We start from the raw sequence: 18922 nt of genomic DNA on the forward strand, positions 1-18922 counted from the left end.
GCCCGAAAACGCTTTAGGAGAATTTCGATGATGCTCGAGGGATGGCGCTGGTACGGTCCGGATGATCCGGTGTCTTTGGACGATGTCAGGCAGGCCGGGGCGACGGATATCGTCTCGGCGCTGCATCAGGTGCCGATCGGCGAAGCCTGGACACGCAAGGCGGTCGAGGAGCGCAAGAACTTCATCGAGCACGGCCAGCCCGGCCGCTCGCAACTGACTTGGTCGGTGGTGGAGTCCATTCCGATCCCCGACGACGTCAAGCGGCTCGGGGCCAAGGCGACGGCCTCGATCGACGCGTGGATCGCGAGTCTCGAAGCGGTGGCGGCGGCCGGCATCAAGATCATCTGCTACAATTTCATGCCGGTGGTGGACTGGTGCCGCACCGATCTGGAGTGGGAGCTGCCGAACGGCGCCCGCGCCATGCGCTTCGACCAGGACCGCTTTGCCGCGTTCGAGCTGCATATCCTGAAGCGTCCCGCCGCCGTGCAGGAGTATTCGCCCGAACAGCAGGCGCGCGCCAAAAAGCTGTTCGACCAGATGAGCCAGGCCGATATCGACTATCTCGTCATGGTCATCGCCAGCGCGCTGCCGGGCTCGACCACCGAGCCGATGACGATCCCGCAATTCCGCGACCGGCTGGAGACCTATCGCGACATCACGCCAAAGATCCTGCGGCAGCATCTCGCCGAGTTCCTGGGCCGCGTCACGCCGGTCGCCGAGCAACTCGGGGTGTCCCTGACGCTGCATCCCGACGATCCGCCGCGTCCGCTGTTCGGCCTGCCGCGCATTGCCTCCACCGCCGACGACTATCAGGCGCTGTTCGACGCCGTGCCGTCCAAGGCGAACGGCATCTGCCTGTGCACCGGCTCGCTCGGCGTGCGCGCCGGGAACGATCTGCCCGCGATGGCCGAGCGCTTCGGCCCGCGCATTGCGTTTGCCCATCTGCGCGCGACCAAGCGCGAGGCCGACGGCCTGTCATTCTACGAGTCCGATCATCTCGATGGCGACGTCGACATGGTCGCGGTGCTGAAGGCGCTGTTGAAGGAGAACGCACGGCGTTCGCCCGACAAGAGAATCGTGTTCCGTCCCGACCACGGCCATCGTATGCTCGACGATCTCGCCGCAACCAAGCGCACCAATCCCGGCTACACCGCGATCGGACGCCTGCGCGGCCTCGCCGAGCTCCGCGGCGCGATCAGGGCGATCGAGCATCGATAGGAGACCGGCGGCGCCATCAGGCGAGAGATCGCCGCGATGGCGACCGCTGACAGCATCGGCGGCGCGATGGCAAGATGATCGACGCGCAGAGCATGCCGTGAGCGGAGTTGAGAAATGCGCCTGACACAGTGTCATAACTTCCACGATTTCCGGCGGCTGGCGCGCCGCCGACTGCCCGGTCCGATCTTCGACTATATCGATGGCGCGGCCGACGATGAGACCACCCATCGCCGCAACAGCGCGAGCTTCGAGCATTGCGACCTTCTGCCCAACGTGTTGCGCGGCGTGCAGGACGTCGATCTGTCGGTCACCATCATGGGCCAGAAGCTCGCGCTGCCGTTCTACTGCTCGCCGACCGCCTTGCAGCGCCTGTTCCATCATGAAGGCGAGCGTGCCGTCGCCGCTGCTGCGGCGAGCTACGGCACCATGTTCGGCGTCTCCTCGCTGGGCACGGTGTCGCTCGAGGAATTGCGCAAGGCCCACGACACGCCACAGGTCTATCAATTCTATTTCCACAGGGATCGCGGTCTCAACCGCGCCATGATGCAGCGCGCCAGGGACGCGGGCGTCGAGGTGATGATGCTGACGGTCGACAGCATCACCGGGGGAAATCGCGAGCGTGATCTGCGCACCGGCTTCAGCATTCCCTTCCGCCTGACACCTGCGGGCATGTTGCAGTTCGCGATCAAGCCGATGTGGGGCATCCAGTATGTCAGCCACGAGAAATTCAGGCTCCCGCAGCTGGAAGAGCATGTCGACATGAGCGGCGGCGCCATGTCGATCGGTCGCTACTTCACGGAAATGCTGGATCCCGCGATGAACTGGGACGATGTCGCGGAGATGGTGCGGACCTGGAACGGCCCGTTCTGCCTGAAGGGGATCATGTCGGTGGAAGACGCGCGCCGCGCCGTCGATATCGGCTGTGCCGGGATCGTCCTTTCCAATCATGGCGGCCGCCAGCTCGACGGCTCCCGCTCGGCTTTCGATCAACTCGCCGAAATCGTCGATGCCGTGGGCGACCGCATCGACGTGATGATGGACGGCGGCATCCAGCGCGGAACCCATATCCTGAAAGCGCTGTCGCTCGGGGCCAAGGCGGTCGGGCTTGGACGATACTATCTCTATCCGCTCGCCGCCGCCGGCCGGCCCGGCGTCGAACGGGCCCTCGGCCTGCTGCGGGCCGAGCTCGTGCGCGATATGAAGCTGATGGGATGCACGTCGATCAGCCAGCTATCGCGCGCCAATCTGCGCTTTCGGCCGGGGTAGCGCGCCGTGATCGTTCGGCATCAATAGCAGGCGGCCATCGCGCCGAGCTTCGGATAGAGCCGGTCGATCGCGGCGATCTCGCTTTTCATCTGCGCGATGATCCAGTCGCGGATCTCGGCGGCGATGGGGCGCATCGGCCGGTTGCGCGGCGGCAGGAATTCGCAGATGCGCCGCGTGGTGGTGAGCGTCTCGGAGGCCGGCACCAGCGCGCCGGTCAGGAGCCAGTGCGAGGCCACCGTCAGCCAGCCGAGCGCGATGCCCTGGCCGAGCAGGGCAGCCTGCATCACGACGGCATAGTCGGTGAAGCTCAGCGCCTTGGCCGCGCCGCGGCGGCCGGTGAGAAGCGAGGCGTAATCCGCCGCCCAGTCGCCCGGCGTCTCGGCGAGGCGAATGATGGTGTTGCCTTCAGCGGGATCGGTCTCGCCGAGATAGCCAGGGCTGCACATCGGCAGCATGACTTCCTTCATCACCAGCGTGCCGCCGGACGACGGCTCGTCGCGGTCACGGAAGCGCATGCCGAGGTCGACATTCTCGACCGGTCCGCGCAGCGCGCCGGAGATCAGCTGGAAGCGCAGATCGACCTCGGGAAACTGCTTCTGGAGCTTGTCGATGCGCGGCATCAGCCAATGCGTGGTGAAGGCGGAGGAGACCGACAGCGTCACCGTCTCGGTGCCCTTGCGGCGCCGTTCGATCTCGACGAGCCCGGTCTCGATGCTGCGAAAGCCTTCGAGCACGCGGCGATAAAGCAGCTCGCCTTCCTCGGTGAGCACCGCGCGCCCGGCAGTGCGGTCGAACAGGCGGACGCCGAGATGCTCCTCGAACTGTCCGAGCATCCGGCTCACCGCCGGCTGCGTGACGTTGAGCTCGGCTGCTGCCGCCGTGAAACTGCCATTGCGCGCCGCTGCGTCGAAGACGAACAGGGCGTTACTGGAGGGCAGCATCCGGCGTAGCTCGGGCATAACGCCATGTTATGGACACGGTGAGAATTTGGCAATTGCCGAGTTTTGCCAAGTCTGGTGTCATCGGCATCACAGCCTAAAGAAAGGGCTTGCGAACGAAGATTTGGTGCGGTGCACGCTTCGGCCGTGAGTGCTCAAAATTCCTGTCTATAAAGCAGGCTTATGGCGCGCAGTGAGGCACGCCATTGCAGGGAACGAGGCGAGGTCGATCGTTGGACAAACGAGCGGAAAGCGTCGAGATCAGGTCCGCGAGCAAGGCGTATGGCCCCGTTCGCGCTCTCGACGACGTTTCGCTCAATGTCGGCGCCGGCGAATTCGTCTCGCTGCTCGGGCCCTCCGGCTCGGGCAAGACCACGCTGCTTGGAATTCTCGGCGGCTTCATCCTGCCGTCGAGCGGAACCATCCTGTTCGGCGGCCGTGACGTCACCTGGATGCCGCCGCACAAGCGCGACATCGGCGTGGTGTTCCAGAACTACGCGCTGTTCCCGCATATGAACGTCGGCGAGAACGTCGCCTTTCCCCTGCGCGCACGGCGCCTGCCGAAAGCGAGCTGGCCCGACAAGGTGCGCGCAGCGCTCGCGATGGTCGGTCTCGCCGGCTATGAAGAGCGCGGCATCGCGCAGCTCTCCGGCGGCCAGCGCCAGCGCGTGGCGCTGGCGCGCGCGATGATCTTCGAGCCGCGCCTGATCCTGATGGACGAGCCGCTCTCCGCGCTCGACAAGCAGCTCCGCGAATCCATGCAGATCGAGCTGCGCGCGCTGCACCGGCGCATCGGCGCCACCATCATCTACGTCACCCACGACCAGCGCGAGGCGCTGACCATGAGCGACCGCGTCGCCGTGATGAAGGACGGCCGGCTGATCCAGATCGACGCACCCGAGCGGCTGCACGATCATCCCGCGGATTCCTTCGTCGCGAGCTTCATCGGAGAAGCGACGATGCTGCCGGTTCGCCGCGTCGATGCCTCCAGCGTCGCGCTCGGCAACGCGCTCTTGCGCAGCGCCCGCGCCATTCCCTCAGGCGATGCCTTGATGCTCGCCGTGCACAGCGAAAAGCTCTTGATCGACGACGGCGCGCAGGATGCCGCCTGCAACCGGCTGACCGGAACTGTCACCGACATCGTCTACCAGGGCGAGAGCCTCCGCATCTTCCTGGCGCTCACCGATGGCATCGCGCTCAGCCTGCGCCAGCCGAGCTATCACCAGGCCTACAGCCGCATCCCGCCGCTCGGCGGCAGCCTCACCGTGACCCTTCACCCCGAGGACACCATCGTTGTCCCCAGGGCGGGGGACTGAACTCAAGCCCTGTTCAACCGAGAGAAGAAACCAAAGATGTCGTCAGCAGCCTCGTTCAGCAATTTCAAGGTTCTCACCTTCGACGTCGTCGGCACCTTGATCGATTTCGAGACCGGCGTGCTCTCCGCGGTGCGCAAGATCTCCGGCAAGTCGCCGGCCGAGCTCAGCGACGAGCAGATCTTCGAGCCCTATAAGCGCGGCCGCGACAAGCATTATGAGCGCTCGAGCGAGGCGATGTTCCACGTCTATCGCCATCTCGCCAAGGAGCTCGGGCTTCCCTCCGACGATGCGTCCTGCGATGTGTTCCAGCTTTCGGTGCTGCGCTGGGGGCCGTTCGCGGATTCGGTCGAGGCGCTGAAGCGTCTGCGCACGAAATTCCGGCTGGTGGCGATGACCAATGCTGACCGGGTCGCGCTGTCGTGCTATGCGCACGCGCTCGGAAATCCCTTTGACGATACCGTCTGCGCCGACGATACCGGCGTTACCAAGCCGAACCCGGAGTTCTTCGCCTACAATAAGGGACGCCAGTCCGCCTTCGGCTACAAGAAGCCCGACATCCTGCACGTCGCGCAGAGCCAGTACCACGACATCGGGATCGCGCGGAAGCTCGGCTACAAGGTGTGCTGGATCGAGCGCCGCCAGGGCATCGCCGGTTTCGGCGGCACGCCGGCGGTTGAGACGCTGACCAAGCCGGACTTCCACTTCCCGACGCTGAAGGCGCTGGCCGACGCGGCGATCGGACCGGCGGCGTAAGGCATGAGCGGCGGCATGACACGGGACTGGAGCGCATTGCCATCGGCCAACTCGCTGTGGGAAGCCACGGCGGAGCCGGCGCGCGCGTTTCCCGTGCTGTCGGGCGAGCGACAGGCGGATGTGGTGATCATCGGTGCAGGCTACACGGGCCTCTCCGCGGCGCACCACATCGCCAAGAGCGGCCTGTCGCCGGTCGTGCTGGAGGCGAACCGTCCCGGCTGGGGCGCAAGCGGTCGCAATGGCGGGGTGATCACCGCAAAATTTCGCCTGTCGTTCCGCGAGATCGACGCCACCCATGGCCGCGCCATGGCGCAGCGCATGTACGAGATCGCGCATGAATCGACTGACATGGTCGAGGAGTTGGTGTCCGAATTCGGCATCGCCAGCGCGGCGCTGACACGCACGGGCCAGGTCAAGGCCGCGCATAACGAGACGACGCTGAAGGCCGCGATCGACGAAGCCAACTGGATGACGCGCGAGATGGGCTCCGCCGAAGTCCGCATCCTCGACAAGCGCGGGGTGCGCGACGAAACCGGCTCCGACATCTTTGTCGGCGGCGTGCTCAATCCCGGCTCCGGCGGCATTCATCCGCTGAACTATCTGCGCGGGCTCGCCGATGGCGTCGCGCGCCGTGGCGTTCCGATCTTCCACGAGTCGCCGGTGGTCAAACTCCGGCGCGAGAATGGCGGCATCGTCGCTGAGACGCCGCAAGGCGCGGTGCGCGCGAAGCAGGCGATCATCGCCACCAACAGCTACTCCGATCTCACCAGCGCGACCGCGCACATGCAGCGCACGCTGATCCCTTTCCGCAGCGCCATGGTCGCGACCGAGCAGCTGCCGCGCAATCTCGCGGGCAAGCTGATGCCGACGGGGCGCACCTACACCGAGACCAAGCGCATGATGCGCTGGTTCCGCATGGTCGACAACCGCGTCATCTTCGGCGGCCGCGGCGCCTTCGGCAAGCAGGACTCGCAAGCTGCCTTCGACGCGTTGCGCAAGGCGATGGTCGGCATCTTCCCGGATCTCGCCGATGTGCCGCTCGCGTACAAATGGTCGGGCCTCGTCGGCATGACCCTGGACTCGGTGCCGCATATCGGCCGGCTCGACGACCGCACGCTGGTCTCGATGGGCTACAACGGCGCGGGTGTTGCGATGTCGAGCCTGATGGGCCGCTATCTCGCCGCCTTCGTGCGCGGCGAGACGCCCGAGGTAGGGCTGCTCGATATCAGGCGCATGAAGGCGATCCCGTTCTATCCGCTGCGCGAGCCCGCCGTGCGCATGGTCGCCGGCTGGTACCAGTTTCTCGATGCGATCGGTCAGTGAGATTATTTGGTGATGGAGGAGGCGAGGATGATGACGAAACGGCATTCTGGATTTGGCTACGCCCTGTTGGGCGCCATCGCGTTTAGCGGCACCGCGGCGAGCGCCGCCGAGCAGATCACCTTCGTCTCGCAGGGCGGCGCCTATCAGGCGGCGCAGACGGTGGCGATCCTCGATCCCTCCGCCAAGAAGCTTGGCATCACCATCAACCAGGACTCCATTCCCGACGCCTGGCCCGCGATCAAGACGCAGGTCGGCAGCGGCAAGCCGATCTGGGACGTCGTCGATACCCCCACCGGAAACTGCCTGCGCGGCGGCGAGCAGGGGCTGATCGAGAAGCTCGACTTCTCGAAGATTCCAAACGGCGCGGCGATGCCGGAGGCCTATCGCAGTCCCTATTCGGTGTCATACGAGTTCTATTCCAGCGTGCTGTCCTACAGCCAGAAGACGTTTCCGAAGGACGCGCCGAACAGCTGGGTGGATTTCTGGGACGTCAAGAAATTCCCCGGCCGCCGCGCGCTACGCAATCACCCGATCGCCACGCTCGAGGCCGCGCTGATGGCCGACGGCGTCGCGCCCGACAAGCTCTACCCGCTCGACGTCGACCGCGCCTTCAAGAAGCTGGAGGAGATCAAGCCGCACATCACGGTGTGGTGGACCTCAGGCGCGCAATCGGCGCAGCTGCTCAACGACGGCGAGGTCGACATGGAGATGGCGTGGAACGGCCGCGTCAGCGCCGTGGCCAAGGAGGGTGCAAAGGTCTCCTTCACCTACAACCAGGGCGTCCTTCAGAGCACCTCGCTCTGCATCCTCAAGGGCGCGCCGAATCTGGAGACGGCAGTCAAATTCGTCAACGAGGCCGTCGATCCCGTGCACCAGGCCAATCTGCCGCTCAACATCGACTACGGCCCGGGCAATCCGAAGGCGTTCGAGACCGGCGTGATCAAGCCCGAGCGTGCCGCGCAGCTGCCGAGCGAGCCGGCGAACGCGGCTAAGCAGGCGCTGATGTCCTACGCCTGGTGGTCCTCGCCCGCGGGCGAGGCCGCCGAGAAGCGCTGGGCGTCGTTCATGCAGAAGTAAGCGAGGTCAGCCTTGGCGACATCCATGCCAGATTCCTCCCAAAAGCATCAGCGCCGCGAGCATGCGCTGATGCTGGCATTGGTGTCGCCGGCGCTGCTCGTGATTCTTCTCCTGATCGTGCTGCCGGTCGGGTGGCTCGCCTGGCAGTCGATCTACCATGACGGTTTCACGCTGGAGAACTATCGCCGGGTCTTCACGGAAGACATCTACTGGCGCAGCTTTGCGCTGACCTTCGAGATCAGCCTCGCGGTGACAGTCATCGCGCTGCTGCTCGGCTATCCCGTCGCCTATCTCGCCAACGCCGTGCCGAAGGGCTGGAGCATCCTCATCCTGTCGCTGGTGGTGCTGCCGTTCTGGACGTCCGTGCTGGTCCGCGCCTATGCTTGGCTGGCGCTGCTCCAGCGCACCGGCGTGATCAACCAGTTCCTGCGCTATCTCGATGTCATCTCCGAGCCGCTCGCGCTCGTGCACAACACGTTCGGCACGGTGGTTGCGACCGTGCACATCCTGCTGCCGTTCATGGTGCTGCCGCTCTATGCCACCATGCAGAAGATCCCCGGTGATTTGATGCAGGCCGGCGCGAGCCTGGGGGCGAGCCCGTCGCTTACCTTCTTCCGCGTGTTCCTGCCGCTGTCGTTGCCGGGCGTGCTCGCCGGCTGCACCATGGTGTTCGTGCTCTGCCTCGGCTTCTACATCACGCCGGAATTGCTCGGCGGCGGCCGCACCGTGATGGTGTCGATGCTGGTGAGCCGCAATGTCGAACTCTACAACCAGTTCGGCGCCGCGAGCGCGGTCGCCGTGGTGCTGCTCCTGAGCGTGCTCCTGATCTTCTTCGCCGTCAGCCGCTTCATCTCGCTCGATCGCGTGTTGGGGCAAAAATGACGCGCACTTCGCCCGCACGGATTGTCCTCTACGTGATCAGCGCGCTGGTGCTGGTCTATCTGATCCTGCCCGTCCTGATCATCGCGCCGATCTCGTTTTCCAGTGCGCGCTTCCTGACGTTCCCGCCGCCGTCGTTCTCGCTGCGCTGGTACCAGCAATATTTCGCCAATCCCGCCTGGATGCAGGCGACGCGGGTAACGCTGACGGTCGCCTTCTTCACGGTCCTGATCGCAACGCCGTGCGGGGTTGCTGCGGCCTACGCGATCAGCCAGTCGAAGCTGCGCATCATGCGCATCATCCACATGGCACTGCTGCTGCCGCTGGTGGTGCCGATCATCATCACGGCGGTCGGCATTTTCTTCGTCTATGCAAAGGTCGGCCTGGTCGCGACCATGCCCGGCCTCGTGCTGGCGAATGTGATGCTGGGCCTGCCCTACGTCGTCATCTCGGTGCTCGCGGGCTTGCAGAGCTTCGATCCGGCGCAGGAGATGGTGGCGCGCAGCCTCGGCATGAACCGCCTGCGCAGCTTCTTCGCGGTGACGCTGCCGCAGATCAAGTCCAGCGTGGTCGCGGGCGGCATCTTCGCCTTCATCTCGGCGATGGACGAGACCATCGTCGCGCTGTTCATCTCCGGCGGCCAGTATCAGCCTCTGACCAAGCGCATGTTCACCGCGCTGCGTGACGAGATCGACCCGACCATCGCCGCGATCTCGACGCTGATGACGGTGGCGTCGTTCATGCTGGTGCTGCTGGCGAGCACGCGGGGGAAGAGGGGCGGGTGAGGGGGGCTCCGGTCTCCGCCGTCATCACCCGCGAAAGCGGGTGATCCAGTATTCCAGAGCCGGTAGTGGTTCCTCGATAGGCCGCGGCGTACTGGATTCCCCGCCTGCCGCCTACGCTAAAGCTTCGGCGCCCCTGGACCGCAGCCCCGGCGAAGCCTTGGCGTAGCCGGGTCGCGGGGAATGACAGCGAGTGTGCTGTTAAGCCTTCGCCCCAAGCCACGCCAGGATCATCTCCACGATCTGCGTCCGGCTCGTCGCCAGCACCCTGGGCTCGCTGAGGTCGCGGTCGAACAGGGCGCCGAAGGTGTGGCGGTTGGCGACGCGAAAGAAGCAGTAGGAAGAGATGGCGAGGTGCAGGTCGATGGCGTCGACGTCGTCGCGGAAGACGCCTTCGCCGCGGCCGCGCTCGAGGATGCCGTCGAGTGTCGCGATCACGCTGGCGTTGAGCTGGCGCAGTTGCAGATTCTGCTTCAGGTGCTTGCCGTGGTGGATGTTCTCGATGCTGACGAGGCGGATGAAGTTCGGATTGCGCTCGTCATGGTCGAAGGTGGCCTCGATCAGCCGGCGCAATCCCTCGCGGGCGTCGCAGCTTTCGATGTCGAGCTGGTCCTCCAGCGCGCGGATGCTGCGATAGGCCTCCTCCAGCACCGCGAGATAGAGCTGCTCCTTGCCGCCGAAGTAGTAATAGATCATCCGCTTGGATGTGCGCGTGCGCGCCGCGATCGCATCGACGCGGGCGCCGGAATAGCCCTCCGAGGCGAATTCGGCCATCGCCACTTCGAGGATGTCGCGCTTGGTGCGCTCGGGGTCGTTGGTGCGCTTCGATGGGGGCGGCATACGCTCGAGCATCACTGTTTCTCCCGCCAGTTTCCACGGATCACCTTGAAGGTGAAGGCAAATTTCACCCGTCGGGGCACTGATCCAATGCGTATTGCATAAACGTACTAGTTCGTACATTATCGCTCCAAACCAAAGTTGCGGCAACCAGAACCAGAAAACGCGCGCGAGGCGATCTGCCTGACGCGAACCGCACCGGCCACATGGGGAGGAGCTTTCAATGACGTTGACGTCAACCGCACCGCTGCGCGCATCATCCAGCGCGGAAGCCACGCCGAACAGGCTGCCGAAGCGCGCCGCGCTGGTCAGCTTCGTCGGCAGCATGCTCGAATACTACGACTTCTTCATCTACGGCACCGCGGCGGCGCTGATCTTTCCAAAAGTGTTCTTCGCCAATGTCGATCCCTCGACCGCGTCGCTGCTCGCGTTGCTCTCCTTCGGCATCGGCTATATCGCCCGGCCCGTGGGCGCCGTCATCCTCGGCCATTTCGGCGACCGTATCGGCCGCAAGACGGTGCTCTTGTTCACGCTGGTGCTGATGGGCGGCTCGACGCTGGCGATCGGCCTGCTGCCGGATGCCAAGACGATCGGCAACGCCGCGCCTGTCATCCTGACGCTGCTCCGCCTGTTGCAGGGCCTGTCGGCCGCCGGCGAGCAGAGCGGAGCCAACTCCCTGACGCTGGAGCATTCCGCCAATTCCAACCGCGCCTTCTTCACGAGCTGGACCCTGAGCGGCACCCAGGCTGGCGCCATCCTTGCAACACTGGTGTTCATCCCGGTGTCGAGCCTGCCGGAAGACCAGCTGTTGAGCTGGGGCTGGCGCATTCCGTTCCTGCTCTCCGCGCTCGTGCTGCTGGTCGCCTATCTGGTGCGGAGGACCATGCCGGAAACGCCCGTCTTCGAAGACATCAAGGACAAGGCGCAGGTGGCGCGCTTTCCCGTCGTTAGGCTCTTGCGCGACTACTGGCCGGACGTGCTGCGCGTGATCGTCTGTGCGCTGATCGCCACCGTGAGCACGATGACCGCGGTGTTCGCGCTCGGCTATGCCACCAGCAAGTTCGGCGTCGCGCGCCCGACCATGCTGTGGGCCGGCGTGCTCGGCAATGTCACCGCGCTGATCACCCAGCCGCTGTGGGCGCTGCTGGCCGACAGGATCGGCCGCAAGCCGGTGTTCATCGGTGGCGTGCTCGGCTGTGCGGTGCTGGTGTTCCCGTACTTCATGCTGGTGACATCAGGGAATACGCTGGCGATCTTCGCCGCGGCGATGATCCTCTCGGGTGTCATCTACGCCGCGCCGAACGCGATCTGGCCGTCGTTCTATGCGGAGATGTTCGACGCGCGCGTGCGTTACTCCGGCACGGCGATCGGCACGCAGCTCGGCTTCCTCGCCGCCGGCTTCACGCCGCTGGTGAGTGCGAGCCTGGTCGGCGAAGGGCCGAACGGCTGGATTCCCGTGGCAATCTTCGTTGCCTGCTGCTGCGTGATCTCGGCGGCATCAGCGGCCACCGCGCGCGAAACCCACAATGTCGACATCGCCGATCTCGGCAAGCAGCGCGCTTGAGTCGGGATGAGTGAAAGTCGCATGTTGACCAACGCAGTTTCGACCGCCAGCGGGCCGATCATCGGCGCCGAGCAGAACGGCATACGCGCCTTCAAGGGCGTGCCGTTCGCGACCGCGCGGCGCTTTGCCAGGGCGACACCGCCGCTCGCGTGGACGGAGCCGCGCCAATGCACGGACTACGGCGCTTACGCGCCGCAGCCCGGCCATCTCGATCATGCTGACGAGGAATCCTGTCTCAGCCTGAACATCTGGGCGCCGGCGGCGGATCACCCGCTGCCGGTCAAGTTCTTCATCCATGGCGGCGCCTTCGTCACCGGCGGCGGCGCCGACTATCACGGCTCCTTCCTCGCCGCCCACGGCCCGGCCGTCATCGTCACCATCAACTACCGGCTCGGGCCGCTCGGCTTCCTGCAACTGCATCGTCACGGCCTCACCGAAGCCAACAACCTCGCGCTCCAGGATACGCTCGCAGCGCTCGATTGGGTCCGGGCCAACATTGCGAATTTCGGCGGCGATCCGGATGCGATTACGCTGTCGGGACAATCCGCCGGCGCCTCCATGGTGATCGCGCTCGCAACCCTGCCGCAGACAAGAGGCAAGTTTATCCGTGCGCTCGCGCTGAGCGCGCCCGGCCGAAACATCATGAGCGCCGATCATGCCGACGATGTCGCGCGCCACGTGCTCGAGGAGCTCGAGCTTGCGCGCGATCCCAGCGCGATTGCGTCCGTGCCGCTGCCAAAGCTGTTTGCGGCGGTAAAGCGCGTCGGACGCAGGCTCGCGGACGAGACCGACGCAGGCACCGTGTTCGGTCCGGTGCTCGACGGCACCGTCATCGCGCGCGAGCCGCGCGACGTCTTCGCCGACGGAACTTTGCGTGACATTCCGCTCTGGCTCGGCTCCTGCCGCGACGAGATGGTGATGTTCCTGAAGAGCGTGCCGCCGGCCGCGATGATCCGCACCACCGAGCGACAAGTGCGCGCGGCGTTCGGCGATGCCGGCTGGTGCCGGCTGCTATCCTATTATCGCGCCAACGCGCGCCTCGACGAGGATCCGTACGAGGCGCTGTTGTCGGATGCGTTCTGGCATCGCCCCATGGCCGATCTCGCGCGGCGTCATGCTGCGGCAGGCGGCGCGGTGTGGTTGAGCCGGTTCGATCATCGCCCAGCGCTGGAGCCGTTCCTGTCGCAGGGGCCGACACACGGTGCGGACAACGCCTGCCTGTGGGCGCATCTGCCTGATTTCATCGATCGGCCGATCCTCAAGCGCAAGGGCGGGCCGATGACGCCGGCCGACATTGATGTCGCCGCGCGGTTTCAGGTGAGCGTCTTGCGCTTCGTCACGACCGGCAGGCCGGATATCGCTCAAGCCTGGCCGCGGTTCGAGCCGGGCCATGAGCCGCTCGCGATCTTCGGCCAGCCGTTTCACATCGTGCCGCTCAACGACGGCGCACGCTTCCGCGTGTGGGCGGAGCTATTGGCGCAATCCGGAGCAGCGCAAGCTGTGACTGCGATGTAGCAAGGCAGCACCATGAGATTAGACTCCATGATGCGTCGCCTGAAACACCGAGATGTTGTCGCTTAGCCAATCGGTTACCGGGCGCGGAGCGTGGCCAGTCAACTCGCGAACAGTTGACGTGGTTTCTGCGAGGACCGATTCGTAGAAAAGGCGATCCAGACCGAGCAGCAGGTCGGCGACAAATTCGTTGAGTCCAGACGCCATCAGCTTCTCACGCTGCTCCGCAGGGCTTCGGTGCTGATATGTGACGAGACGTCCAAGCAGTCTGGACATTTCATTTGCTATCTCAGGCATGCTGACCGCGATTGGCCCGGTCAGATGATAGGCGCGCTGGGACGTTAAGTGCGCGTCGTCGAGAAGCACAGCGAAAGCCGAGTCCGCCACATCGCGCGTGTCGATCAAGTTGACCAATCCATCGCCGGCTGCCCCGCCCCATGCGTCATTGGCGACTGGAGCGCCAGCCCGTGCCAGGATATCGACGAAACTCGATGGCCGCAAAACCGTGAAGCCTACGTCGCAGGCCGCAAGATGCGCCTCAATTTGCGCATGCCAGTCGAACGGATGTAGCCGAGACGGTGGTCCCAACACGGACAATTTGACGATGTGGCCTACGCCGCCGGCCACGGCTGCGTCGATCAGCGCAATTTCATTGGCGACTTGCCGGGGGGACGTGCCGTGGGCGAGGAACAGACGGTCAACTCCGCGCAGCGCGTTGTCCAAAGTCGATCGCGCATCGAAGTCCACGGTCGCAAGCGAAACTCCGGACGGCAGACGTCCAGCATCCGACGTGCGGGTCAATGCCACAATCTCAACCGGTTCCGTGAACAGTTTCGAAATCAAGGCGGAGCCCACGCGACCTGTGGCTCCAGCAACGGCAATGCGCGTGCGGCCGGCGCCACGCTGGGAGGGGTTGAACATCCGGATAACCTTCCGTATCTTGGAACGATCAGTTCAAGATACGTGGAACGATCGTTCCATGATGTCAAGTGGGAATGGCATGAGTGGAAAACCCCAATTCGATGACGATGCCGTGATCAATTCCGCGATGGATGTGTTCTGGCGTCACGGCTATTCGGCTTCGTCGATCGATCAACTGACGACAGCGATGGGCTTGTCGCGGTCGAGTATGTACAAGCGATTTCAAGACAAGGACGGGCTATTCGAAGAGGTCCTTTCGGCTTACATCGAGCGCGTCGAGCGGCGCATGAGCGCCGTTCGAGGCGAGACGAAGCGCCAACAGCTTGAAGCGCTGTTGCACGAATTCTTGCCCAGAGCGGGCAAGACGGCGCGGCCCGCTGGATGCATGCTGGCCCGATCGTGCGCTGAGATGGTGGACCTGCCTCCGGCAGGCCAGTCGGTCGCGCGGCAGGGACTTACGCGGCAGCGCGCGATCCTCGGCGGCATTTTACGCGAGGCGGTCGCAAGTGGAGAATTGGCGGTGACAGCTGACATCGACGGATTGGCGTGGCACTACCTCGGTGTGTTGCAGGCGATAATGAATTTGCCGCAAGCCGGCGCGACTGTTGGCGAGCTTCGCCGTGTCGTAGAACTTGCAATGTTGGCATGGCCGTTCCTCCCGCCTGCGAGCCAATCCAGGCCTACATAGGGGCATCGAGCGATCGCTCCATGATGATCGTGCGCTCATCGCCAAAGTAGCTGTCGCGCACGGCCTTGAACCCGAGCCGCGCGTAGAACGATTCCGCGGTGACCGAAGACGGGACGGTCAACAAAGCGATCTCTCGCTCGCGCGCGATGCGCTCGATCTCGGCCATCAGGAACTTGCCGATCCCCTGCGCCTGAACGTCGGGAGCCACGAAGACCGTGCGGACGACGCTTCCGTCAAGGCTCGCCGTTCCAACGACGCGGCCGCCAAGGGCGGCAACAAGGACCGTGCGTTTGCGGATCAGCTCCAGAACGGCGGTCGGGCTGAAGCTATGCTCGACCCGTTCGATGATCTCGTCTGTGTAATCCCTCGCATTTGTCTCGCGCAGTGCGCGCAGAATGACGGCGCTGATTTCGCCGCTATCCTCTTCGCGCGCCGGGCGGATGCTGCAATCCATGAATCCCTCCACCTGCCCGGCAGTCGCTAGCGTTCACTGCACCATCGCCGCAGCGATCTTCTCCGCCGACATCAGCACCGGGAAATTGGTATTGGCGCATGGCACCACGGGGAAGATCGAGGCGTCGACGACGCGCAGGCCCTGAACGCCTTTGACGCGGCCTTGATTATCGACCACCGCCATCGGATCGTCGGCCCGGCCCATGCGGCATGAGCACGAGGCGTGCCACACCCCGATGGTCGCCTTGCGGACGAAGGCTTCCAGCGCATCGTCGTCGTTCATCACCTGGTCGAAGGTGAAACCTTCGACGACGAAATTGTCGATCAGGTAGTGGCGCAGCGCCGCCGGCCCGTCCATCAAGGTCGCGGCGATCTTGGTCAGGATCCTGTTCTTGGTATTGACCACGCCGATCTTGCGCACCTTGTCCGTATAGGCGGCCGGAAACGGCTTGTCCGTCACCGCTTTCACCACGTCGCTCATCTGCACGGCCGCCATCTTGCGGAAGCCGCTCATCAGGCGATCGAGGTCGCGGCGGTCGGACAGCAGATTGAACTCGACGATCGGCTCGGCGGCGGGATCGCGCGAGGCGAGCTTGACCTGTCCGGTCTCGGAATAGGTCTTGTTGACGAAGGTCAGCAGCGAGCCGATCTGCTCGCCGACCGCGTGCCAGGCCGATTTGCTGAGCAGGACGACGAACATGTCGCCCTTCGGTACGCCCGACAGCCCGGATGAATAACGCAGGCCAAGCTGCATGTGGCGCCTGGTGTGCTCGTTCATGCGCGCGCCGCGGCGGACAAAGGACGACAGCGAAATCGAGGGATGATCCATCAGGCGCTGACCGACGCCTGTCAGCCCCATCAGGACCGGAATGCCCATATCCTTGAGGTGACCGACCGGGCCGATGCCGGCGCGCAGGAGATGCGCCGGCGAATGGATGGCGCCGCTGGACAGGATGATCTCGCGGCCTCGGAATTCCTGTTCCCGTCCGTCGACCATCGCCTTCACGCCGACGCATTGCGTGCCTTCGAACAGCAGCTCCCTGACCTGCGTGTTGGTGGAGATGGTGAGATTGGCGCGCTTGCGCGTGTCACGATCGAGATAACCCATCGCGGCCGAGACGCGTTGCTCGGCCTGATTGGAATGCGTCACCGGAAAATAGCCGTCGACGAACTCGCCGTTCTGGTCCGGCACGAACTGATGGCCGGCCTGCTGGAAGGCGTCGGCGAACGCCTGCGAATGCCGCGTCCAGTGCTCACGCGGAATTCTGCGTACCGGAATTCGGCCGTTCTTGCCGTGGTACGGGCCGTCGAAATCGAGGTCGCGCTCGACCTTCTTGAAGAAGGGCAGCACGTCGTTCCAGCTCCAGCCGTCGGCGCCCCGCGCGTCCCATTCATCGTAGTCGGTCGGTGCGCCGCGGTTGGCCATCTGGCCGTTGATCGACGAGCCGCCGCCGAGCACGCGCGCCTGCTCGTATTTGCGTAAAGGAGGACGCGCTTCGTTCGGATTGTTGTGGCTGACGATCTGGGTCGTGACCTTGAGTTCGGTCCAGTGGAAGCGGGGATCGAAATAGGCCGTGCCCGGATAGCTGTCCCTGATCTCGGCGGGCTCGTTGCCGGGCGGTGTGTCCTGTCCGGCCTCGCACAGCAGGACCTTGTTCGCGCTCTTTGCGGAGAGCCGGTGGGCCAGCACGGACCCCGCCGAGCCGCCGCCGACGATAATGAAGTCGTACACGATTGGCGTTTCCTCTTGGTCTTGTCCGGGAAACGTAGCGTGTTATTTTCCCGAGGTCACGTCGGCATTGCCGCGACAGTTCGTAACTCGCATTGCTTGCCTGGCAACCACGATCGTGTAATTCTTCTGGCAGCGCCGATTTGATCCTCAGCTTGCGGGCGCTTCTACAAATGCAGCTAAAGAGACGTAGCTAAATTGACTAGCCAGTCCTGCATCCCCCGCATAGCGAGAACGATCGGCCATTCCGAATGGGAGGGGCCAAATGAGATTTGCTGCCATCGCGGATGTGCATGGGAATCGTCCGGCACTTGAAGCCGTCCTTGCGGACATTGCCATGCTCGGCATCGCTGAGGTCGTGAACCTCGGCGACCACGTCAGTGGCCCGCTCGAGGCAGCCAGGACCGCGGACCTGTTGATGGCGAGGGGCTTTCCGTCGATACGGGGCGACCAAGATCGAATCCTCGTCGAGCTCTGGCAGGCCGGCGGCTCCGCTCGCAGCGATTTCCGTCAGCTCGCGCGCAAGCACTTCGACTGGATGGCAAGCATGCCGTCCACGCTCATGTACAAGGGACGGGTGTTCCTGTGCCATGGATCGCCAAGGGATGACGCAGCTTTCTGGCTCGACCACATCGCCGACGACGGCTGCCCGCGTCCGAGCGGCATCGACGCGATCGAGGCTGAAGCTGAGGGGATCGACGCCGAGATCATCCTGTGCGCCCACACCCACATTCCGCGCGTGGTGCGTTTGAGGGATGGACGTCTGGTCGTGAATCCCGGCAGCGTCGGGTTGCCCGGTTATGACGGGAAGGCGCCCGTTCCTTACGTGGTCGAGGTCGGTACGCCGCATGCGTGCTACGCGATTCTGGAGCATGCCGGCGCAGACTGGTCCGCGACGATCCGCTACGTGCCCTACGACACCTCGGCTATGGCCGCACTGGCGCGCAGCAAAGGCATGCTCAGCTGGGCAAGCGCGATTGCGACGGGTTGGGTTCAGCGCGAGCAGGCCTGCCGCTAGGCAACAGCAAGACCGTCAGTTCGGACACGGTTGTCCCGCAGCGCCCCACAGGGCCATGTCCTTGACGTGGTCCTCGAAGGTGCCCGGTGGGGTCGTGCGGCCAGCTCCGGGCGCCCATCCGCGCGGGATGAAGCCGTTCAGCGATGCGTCGTGCCGTAGATGCGCCAGCAGGCCCACAGCGTCGCGGCCGCCATTGCGCTTGGGGTCCTTCAGCTGCGTACAGATCTCGGCGCCGCTCTTGCCGAACCAGATGAACTCGACTGGCGCCAGCTGCCAGTCGATACCGGCACGCGGCGGTGACGGCGCCGGGTCGTTCGCCTGGGTAGAGGTCATGTGACAGGTCGAGCAGGCAACCTTCTCGGCCCCGATGCGGCTGTCGCCGCCGTGGATGTTCATGCCGTGGACGCGCGGCCTGGTTTCGCCTGCCGGCGTCCAGATCGGTATGGCCTTGGCGTCGACGTGGCAGTTGGCACAGCGCGGATGGGTCACCACGGCTTCAATCCGCTTCCAGGCCTCCAGACCTTCGGCGCGGCTGACGCTGCCCGGCGGCAAAGCGTCCTTGTTCGCTTCGTCCTTGGCCGCGACAATCCCGGTGAGAGCCGCAATTGTCGAAGCGGCGAAAGCGAGCACAATGAGAGAACTCTTCAT

The 18922-nt window shown here is 64.6% G+C and carries 18 protein-coding genes; 12 read left to right on the plus strand and 6 right to left on the minus strand.

The window, feature by feature from the left end; genetic code table 11:
- The first annotated feature begins 27 nt into the window (after positions 1–27).
- Positions 28–1218, plus strand: a complete 1191-nt coding sequence (uxuA, locus tag AC0L3X_RS07555) for a mannonate dehydratase (protein WP_084794984.1) — start codon at positions 28–30, stop codon at positions 1216–1218.
- Between the two features lie 114 nt (positions 1219–1332).
- Positions 1333–2484 carry an alpha-hydroxy acid oxidase gene (locus tag AC0L3X_RS07560; RefSeq protein WP_063981332.1) on the plus strand — a complete coding sequence of 384 codons (1152 nt, stop codon included), beginning with the start codon at positions 1333–1335 and terminating at the stop codon, positions 2482–2484.
- Positions 2485–2504: 20 nt separating this feature from the next.
- Here the strand turns inward: AC0L3X_RS07560 and AC0L3X_RS07565 are convergent, their stop codons facing one another.
- On the minus strand, positions 2505–3443 hold the full coding sequence (locus tag AC0L3X_RS07565; RefSeq protein WP_028147133.1) for a LysR family transcriptional regulator: 939 nt from the start codon (positions 3441–3443) through the stop codon (positions 2505–2507).
- Positions 3444–3655: 212 nt separating this feature from the next.
- Here AC0L3X_RS07565 and AC0L3X_RS07570 point away from each other — a divergent pair, with 212 nt between their 5' ends.
- The 6 genes from AC0L3X_RS07570 to AC0L3X_RS07595 are packed head-to-tail and all read left to right on the plus strand — an operon-like array spanning position 3656 to position 9555.
- On the plus strand, positions 3656–4738 hold the full coding sequence (locus AC0L3X_RS07570) for an ABC transporter ATP-binding protein (RefSeq protein WP_354131761.1): 1083 nt from the start codon (positions 3656–3658) through the stop codon (positions 4736–4738).
- Positions 4739–4774: 36 nt separating this feature from the next.
- Positions 4775–5491: an HAD family hydrolase gene (locus AC0L3X_RS07575; protein WP_473316342.1), complete on the plus strand. Its 717-nt coding sequence runs from the start codon at positions 4775–4777 to the stop codon at positions 5489–5491.
- Between the two features lie 15 nt (positions 5492–5506).
- Positions 5507–6814, plus strand: a complete 1308-nt coding sequence (locus tag AC0L3X_RS07580; protein ID WP_063986118.1) for an NAD(P)/FAD-dependent oxidoreductase — start codon at positions 5507–5509, stop codon at positions 6812–6814.
- Between the two features lie 27 nt (positions 6815–6841).
- On the plus strand, positions 6842–7891 hold the full coding sequence (locus tag AC0L3X_RS07585; RefSeq protein ID WP_063986119.1) for an ABC transporter substrate-binding protein: 1050 nt from the start codon (positions 6842–6844) through the stop codon (positions 7889–7891).
- Positions 7892–7915: 24 nt separating this feature from the next.
- Positions 7916–8773, plus strand: coding sequence for an ABC transporter permease (locus tag AC0L3X_RS07590; RefSeq protein WP_245328551.1), 858 nt, complete (start codon positions 7916–7918; stop codon positions 8771–8773).
- The gene (locus AC0L3X_RS07595) at positions 8770–9555 is read left to right on the plus strand and encodes an ABC transporter permease (protein WP_063981335.1); all 786 of its coding nucleotides are present in this window, start codon (positions 8770–8772) and stop codon (positions 9553–9555) included. Before AC0L3X_RS07590 ends, AC0L3X_RS07595 begins: the two co-directional genes overlap by 4 nt.
- Before the next feature lie 198 nt (positions 9556–9753).
- Here the strand turns inward: AC0L3X_RS07595 and AC0L3X_RS07600 are convergent, their stop codons facing one another.
- Positions 9754–10404, minus strand: coding sequence for a TetR/AcrR family transcriptional regulator (locus AC0L3X_RS07600; protein ID WP_063981336.1), 651 nt, complete (start codon positions 10402–10404; stop codon positions 9754–9756).
- 208 nt (positions 10405–10612) lie between these two features.
- On the opposite strand from AC0L3X_RS07600, the gene AC0L3X_RS07605 reads away from it, so the two are divergent.
- Both AC0L3X_RS07605 and AC0L3X_RS07610 read left to right on the plus strand, forming a co-directional pair.
- Positions 10613–11953, plus strand: coding sequence for an MFS transporter (locus tag AC0L3X_RS07605; RefSeq protein WP_084794985.1), 1341 nt, complete (start codon positions 10613–10615; stop codon positions 11951–11953).
- Positions 11954–11974: 21 nt separating this feature from the next.
- A complete protein-coding gene (locus tag AC0L3X_RS07610) occupies positions 11975–13468 on the plus strand; it encodes a carboxylesterase family protein (protein WP_063986121.1) in 1494 nt (497 codons plus the stop codon).
- Positions 13469–13486: 18 nt separating this feature from the next.
- Here AC0L3X_RS07610 and AC0L3X_RS07615 read toward each other — a convergent pair whose 3' ends face one another.
- On the minus strand, positions 13487–14386 hold the full coding sequence (locus tag AC0L3X_RS07615) for an NmrA family NAD(P)-binding protein (RefSeq protein WP_063981337.1): 900 nt from the start codon (positions 14384–14386) through the stop codon (positions 13487–13489).
- 79 nt (positions 14387–14465) lie between these two features.
- On the opposite strand from AC0L3X_RS07615, the gene AC0L3X_RS07620 reads away from it, so the two are divergent.
- A complete protein-coding gene (locus tag AC0L3X_RS07620) occupies positions 14466–15074 on the plus strand; it encodes a TetR/AcrR family transcriptional regulator (RefSeq protein WP_063981338.1) in 609 nt (202 codons plus the stop codon).
- Here the strand turns inward: AC0L3X_RS07620 and AC0L3X_RS07625 are convergent.
- On the minus strand, positions 15067–15528 hold the full coding sequence (locus tag AC0L3X_RS07625; RefSeq protein ID WP_354095459.1) for a GNAT family N-acetyltransferase: 462 nt from the start codon (positions 15526–15528) through the stop codon (positions 15067–15069). The two genes, AC0L3X_RS07620 and AC0L3X_RS07625, sit on opposite strands and share 8 nt — an antisense overlap.
- A 33-nt stretch (positions 15529–15561) precedes the next feature.
- Positions 15562–17259 carry a GMC family oxidoreductase gene (locus tag AC0L3X_RS07630; RefSeq protein WP_063981339.1) on the minus strand — a complete coding sequence of 566 codons (1698 nt, stop codon included), beginning with the start codon at positions 17257–17259 and terminating at the stop codon, positions 15562–15564.
- Positions 17260–17521: 262 nt separating this feature from the next.
- Between AC0L3X_RS07630 and AC0L3X_RS07635 the strand changes: the two genes are divergently transcribed.
- The gene (locus tag AC0L3X_RS07635) at positions 17522–18274 is read left to right on the plus strand and encodes a metallophosphoesterase family protein (RefSeq protein ID WP_063981340.1); all 753 of its coding nucleotides are present in this window, start codon (positions 17522–17524) and stop codon (positions 18272–18274) included.
- Positions 18275–18289: 15 nt separating this feature from the next.
- Here AC0L3X_RS07635 and AC0L3X_RS07640 read toward each other — a convergent pair whose 3' ends face one another.
- A complete protein-coding gene (locus AC0L3X_RS07640; RefSeq protein WP_063981341.1) occupies positions 18290–18922 on the minus strand; it encodes a hypothetical protein in 633 nt (210 codons plus the stop codon).

The organism is Bradyrhizobium sp. MI1.7 (assembly GCF_055811795.1).

What these genes read in the sequence shown, in the direction of transcription:
- uxuA (WP_084794984.1), top strand. Translation starts at nt 28, where the DNA reads ATGATGCTCGAGGGATGGCGCTGGTACGGTCCGGATGATCCGGTGTCT.
- AC0L3X_RS07560 (WP_063981332.1), top strand. Translation starts at nt 1,333, where the DNA reads ATGCGCCTGACACAGTGTCATAACTTCCACGATTTCCGGCGGCTGGCG.
- AC0L3X_RS07565 (WP_028147133.1), bottom strand. Translation starts at nt 3,443, where the DNA reads ATGCCCGAGCTACGCCGGATGCTGCCCTCCAGTAACGCCCTGTTCGTC.
- AC0L3X_RS07575 (WP_473316342.1), top strand. Translation starts at nt 4,775, where the DNA reads ATGTCGTCAGCAGCCTCGTTCAGCAATTTCAAGGTTCTCACCTTCGAC.
- AC0L3X_RS07580 (WP_063986118.1), top strand. Translation starts at nt 5,507, where the DNA reads ATGACACGGGACTGGAGCGCATTGCCATCGGCCAACTCGCTGTGGGAA.
- AC0L3X_RS07585 (WP_063986119.1), top strand. Translation starts at nt 6,842, where the DNA reads ATGATGACGAAACGGCATTCTGGATTTGGCTACGCCCTGTTGGGCGCC.
- AC0L3X_RS07590 (WP_245328551.1), top strand. Translation starts at nt 7,916, where the DNA reads ATGCCAGATTCCTCCCAAAAGCATCAGCGCCGCGAGCATGCGCTGATG.
- AC0L3X_RS07595 (WP_063981335.1), top strand. Translation starts at nt 8,770, where the DNA reads ATGACGCGCACTTCGCCCGCACGGATTGTCCTCTACGTGATCAGCGCG.
- AC0L3X_RS07600 (WP_063981336.1), bottom strand. Translation starts at nt 10,404, where the DNA reads ATGCTCGAGCGTATGCCGCCCCCATCGAAGCGCACCAACGACCCCGAG.
- AC0L3X_RS07605 (WP_084794985.1), top strand. Translation starts at nt 10,613, where the DNA reads ATGACGTTGACGTCAACCGCACCGCTGCGCGCATCATCCAGCGCGGAA.
- AC0L3X_RS07610 (WP_063986121.1), top strand. Translation starts at nt 11,975, where the DNA reads ATGTTGACCAACGCAGTTTCGACCGCCAGCGGGCCGATCATCGGCGCC.
- AC0L3X_RS07615 (WP_063981337.1), bottom strand. Translation starts at nt 14,386, where the DNA reads ATGTTCAACCCCTCCCAGCGTGGCGCCGGCCGCACGCGCATTGCCGTT.
- AC0L3X_RS07620 (WP_063981338.1), top strand. Translation starts at nt 14,466, where the DNA reads ATGAGTGGAAAACCCCAATTCGATGACGATGCCGTGATCAATTCCGCG.
- AC0L3X_RS07625 (WP_354095459.1), bottom strand. Translation starts at nt 15,528, where the DNA reads ATGGATTGCAGCATCCGCCCGGCGCGCGAAGAGGATAGCGGCGAAATC.
- AC0L3X_RS07635 (WP_063981340.1), top strand. Translation starts at nt 17,522, where the DNA reads ATGAGATTTGCTGCCATCGCGGATGTGCATGGGAATCGTCCGGCACTT.
- AC0L3X_RS07640 (WP_063981341.1), bottom strand. Translation starts at nt 18,922, where the DNA reads ATGAAGAGTTCTCTCATTGTGCTCGCTTTCGCCGCTTCGACAATTGCG.